Origin of the sequence: Corallococcus sp. AB049A (assembly GCF_003668885.1) — a bacterium.
Classification (GTDB): domain Bacteria; phylum Myxococcota; class Myxococcia; order Myxococcales; family Myxococcaceae; genus Corallococcus; species Corallococcus interemptor.
Genome location: NZ_RAWL01000620.1, coordinates 1 through 3,761, shown reverse-complemented (window position 1 = coordinate 3,761; position 3,761 = coordinate 1). Strand labels below are relative to the sequence as shown.

The window sequence follows — 3,761 nt, the reverse complement described above, 5'->3', positions numbered from 1 at the left end:
GCGGCTGGACAGGGGCGCCGGGGGCTCCGGGGGACCGCCCGTGACGGCGGCCAGCACCTGGGCCGTCCGGGGGCCGAGCAGCTTGAGCCAGGCCTGGTCCGGGGTGCCGTCGTGCAGCTCGGCGTCCTCGGAGATGAGGTATTTGTCCAGGAACTCCCGCACCTTGGCGCCCAGCCCGGGCTCCAGGTCCAGCAGGAGGTCGTCCTCCCGCTTGAGGATGCGCGCATCTCCCACCATGGCGCCCTTCACCGTGATGAAGGCGGCATAGGCGGCCGAGCCCACCGGGAGGTTCTTCACCTCCTGGGTGACCATGCCGTGGAGGAAGGAGGCGCGATCCTCCCCCGTTATCCGGAGGATTTCGCGGTAGGACGCATCGTGCAGTGCAACGGCGCCACGCGCCGCGCCATACTCCGCGCCCACGTCTCCATACCCGGCCACGACTTCGCGGCCCCCCACCGGAATGAAGCGGGCACCCACCCGCTCGTGAACAAAATGCAGCGTCAGCGGTTCCATGCCCGTCGCTATATAGAGGCGAAGGAGCGGATGCCACGATGGATGTGAAGCAGCTTTCGGCCTTCCAGGGCTTCTCTATAGAGAAGCTCCAGAAGCACACCGTCTTCCAGTCCGGTCGCTTCTTCCTCGACGTCTACTGCCTGGCCCCGGGCCAGGCGCAGAAGCCCCACCGGCATGCCACGTCCGACAAGGTGTACCTCGTGCTGGAGGGGAGCTGCCGCTTCCGCATCGGCGACGAGGAAGCGGCGCATGGCCCCGGTTCCACCCTCTTCGCCCCCGCGGGCATCGACCACGGCGTCGTCAACGACGGCCCGGACAACGCCCGCCTCCTCGTCTTCATGACCCCGCCTCCGGAGCACGCATGAGCAAGAAGGCCCCGACCCCGGCCGCCCCCGTTCCCACCCGTGGCGCACTCGCGCTGCTGGTGCTGGGCCTCCTCACCAGTGCGCTCGCCGTCTATCAATGGATGGAGCTGCTCACGCTGCGCGCCGGTGGCGCCACCAGCTGCGGCATCAACGAGCACGTCAACTGCGAGACCGTCTGGAACTCGGACTTCGCCAGCGCCGTGCACGACACGCTGGGCATCCCCATCGCGGGCCTGGGGCTCGTGTGGGGCCTGTCCGCCGTGGGCCTCGCCGCGCTGTACCTCGCGTGGGCGAAGGCGGGCCGCCCGGTGCGTCCGGCGTCCAGCGGTCTGCGCCTGCTGGCGCTCGCGGGCGTCGTCTCCGTCGCCGTCTTCGCCAGCGTGAGCGCGAGCGTGGGCGTGGTGTGCCCCACGTGTCTGGGCACCTATGTGCTGGTGCTCGCGTTCGCGGGCGTGGCGTGGCGCGGTCTGCCCGGGCCCCTCATGCCCCAGGCGGGCGAGTGGGGCGACACGCTCAAGTGGACCGTGGGCATCTCCGCCGTCGCCTTCGTGGCCATGCTGATGCCCGGCCGGGCCACGCCGCACGCGCCCAAGGCCGGCGCCTTCCTGCCGCCGGTGGCCTCCGCGCAGACGCCGTCGCAGAGCGGCACCAGCACCACGCCGCCGCCGCCCGCGCCGCCGGCCACGCTGGAAGGGTTCATCGCCAGCCTGCCGCCGGACCAGAAGCAGTTCCTGGCGGACTCGCTGGCCATGTACCGGGCGGGACAGCCGAAGCTGGCCGCCTATCCGCCGCGCACGCTCTTCGGCCCCGCGGACGCGCCGGTGAAGGTGCTGGAGTGGACCGACAGCAAGTGCCCCCACTGCAAGTCGCTGGTGGAGGAGCTGGCCGTCATCAAGCTGCACGCCCCCAAGGGCATGCTGTCCGTGGAGGCGCGGCAGTTCCCGCTGGATGGCCAGTGCAACCCGGCCATCCCCAACCGCGGGCCGGACGCGCTCAGCGTGCGCTGCGCCGCGGCCCGGGCGCAGGTGTGCCTGGAGGGCGCGAAGGACTTCTGGGAGCTGCGTGAGAAGCTCTTCGCCGCGCAGGCCTTCCTGGACACGGACAAGGTGATGGAGATCGCCAGCTCCGGCTCCGTGGCGCGCCCGCAGCTGGAGGGGTGCATGACGGCGCCGGAGACCATTGGCAAGCTGCGCCAGGACGTCGAGTACGCCATGCGCTACAACATCCAGGGCACTCCGCTGGTGCTGGTGAACGGCCGCGAGGTGCCTCCGTCCGCGCCGCTCATCTACGCGCTGGTGCTGGCGAGCGGCAACCCGGACGCCCCTGGCTTCAGCGCCCTGCCGCCCGCGCGCCCCCGCGGCACCGGCTCCCCCGGCCACGAGGGCCACGCCCACCCGTAGAGGGGACACGCCATGGGCAAGCGCGACAAGAAGGACGAGGCCCCGCCGCCGGGGCCCTTCAACAACCCCTTCGCCGCCCTGTCCGTGCAGCGGGACGCGCTGCCCGCCGGGCCACCTCCGCCGGAGCCCCGAGGCTCGGCGCCGAAACCCGAGCCCAAGGGCCCCGCGCGCGCCGTGGTGCGCATGGAGCGCAAGGGCCGGGGCGGCAAGGAGGTGACGGTGGTGGAGCAGCTGGGGCTGCCCGCCGCGCAGCTGGACACGTGGCTCAAGGCGCTCAAGGGCGGCCTGGGCTGCGGCGGCGTGGTGGAGGACGACACGCTGGTGCTTCAGGGCGACCAGCGCGACCGGCTCCCCGCGCTCCTGGAAGCGCGGGGCGTGCGGAAGGTCACCGTCGGCTGAGGACTACAGCGCGGCGATGATGGCGTTGGTGAACTCGGCGGTGGTGGCGCTGCCGCCCAGGTCGCCGGTGCGGACCTTGGACTCGCCGCCGTAGACCTTCTGGATGGCGTTGGCCATGCGCTGGGCCTCTTCCTTCAGGTCCAGCCACTCCAGCATCATCACCGCGGACATCATCAGGGCGGTGGGGTTCGCGATGCCCTTGCCCGCGATGTCCGGGGCGGTGCCGTGCACGGCCTCGAAGACGGCGGTGCGCTCGCCGATGTTGGCGCCCGGCACCATGCCCAGGCCGCCCACCATGCCCGCGCACAGGTCGCTGACGATGTCGCCGTAGAGGTTCTCCATCACCATCACGTCGAAGCGGGTCGGGTCCTTCACCAGCTGCATGCAGAGGTTGTCGATGATGACGTCATCGAAGGTGATCTCCGGGTACTCGCGGCTCACCTTGCGGCAGCAGTCCAGGAAGAGGCCGTCGGACAGCTTCATGATGTTCGCCTTGTGGACGGCGGACACCCGCTTGCGGCCGTTCTTCTTGGCGTACTCGAAGGCGAAGCGCGCGATGCGCGTGGAGGCCTTCTCCGTGATGACCTTGATGGCCTCCACGACGCCCGGCACCACGATGTGCTCCAGGCCCGCGTAGAGGTCCTCGGTGTTCTCACGCACGACGACCAGGTCCACGTTCTCGTAGCGCGTCTTGACGTTGGGGACGCTCTTCACCGGGCGCAGTGACGAGTACAGGTCCAGCCGCTTGCGCAGGCCCACGTTCGCGGACGGCAGGCCGCGGCCCACCACGGTGCCGGTGGGGCCCTTGAGCGCCACGCCGCTGCGCAGCACCGCCTCCACCGTCTCGTCCGGGAGGTTGGTGTTGAACTTGGCCACGACCTCCGTGCCCGCGTCCTTGAACTCGAACTCCAGGGGGACCTTGAGGGCTTCCAGGACGCGGATGGTGGCCGCGGAGACCTCGGGGCCGATGCCGTCGCCGTTGATGACCGTCACAGTGCGCGTGTTCGCCATGGGGGCGGTTCACACCACAAATCCGGGGGGGCCGGAAGGGCGAAAGCGGACGGAATTCACCCCTGGGCATGGC

General features: G+C 70.7%; 4 protein-coding genes and 1 pseudogene. 3 read left to right on the top strand and 2 right to left on the bottom strand.

Annotated elements, in window-relative coordinates; genetic code table 11:
- Positions 1-513, bottom strand: a pseudogene (locus tag D7X55_RS37265) (aminomethyl transferase family protein); the annotation flags it as partial.
- Positions 514-551: 38 nt separating this feature from the next.
- Here D7X55_RS37265 and D7X55_RS37260 point away from each other — a divergent pair.
- Genes D7X55_RS37260 through D7X55_RS37250 form a run of 3 tightly spaced genes read left to right on the top strand, consistent with a single transcriptional unit; the run spans position 552 to position 2,677 of the window.
- On the top strand, positions 552-878 hold the full coding sequence (locus D7X55_RS37260) for a cupin domain-containing protein (RefSeq protein WP_120548705.1): 327 nt from the start codon (positions 552-554) through the stop codon (positions 876-878).
- Entirely contained in the window at positions 875-2,278 is a 1,404-nt protein-coding gene (locus tag D7X55_RS37255; RefSeq protein WP_120548706.1) for a vitamin K epoxide reductase family protein, read from the top strand. The genes D7X55_RS37260 and D7X55_RS37255 overlap by 4 nt, the downstream gene beginning before the upstream one ends.
- 12 nt (positions 2,279-2,290) lie before the next feature.
- On the top strand, positions 2,291-2,677 hold the full coding sequence (locus tag D7X55_RS37250) for a translation initiation factor (RefSeq protein ID WP_120548707.1): 387 nt from the start codon (positions 2,291-2,293) through the stop codon (positions 2,675-2,677).
- Positions 2,678-2,680: 3 nt separating this feature from the next.
- On the opposite strand, the gene D7X55_RS37245 is transcribed toward D7X55_RS37250, so the two are convergent.
- Positions 2,681-3,688 carry an isocitrate dehydrogenase (NAD(+)) gene (locus D7X55_RS37245; RefSeq protein WP_120548708.1) on the bottom strand — a complete coding sequence of 336 codons (1,008 nt, stop codon included), beginning with the start codon at positions 3,686-3,688 and terminating at the stop codon, positions 2,681-2,683.
- Positions 3,689-3,761 lie beyond the last annotated feature (73 nt).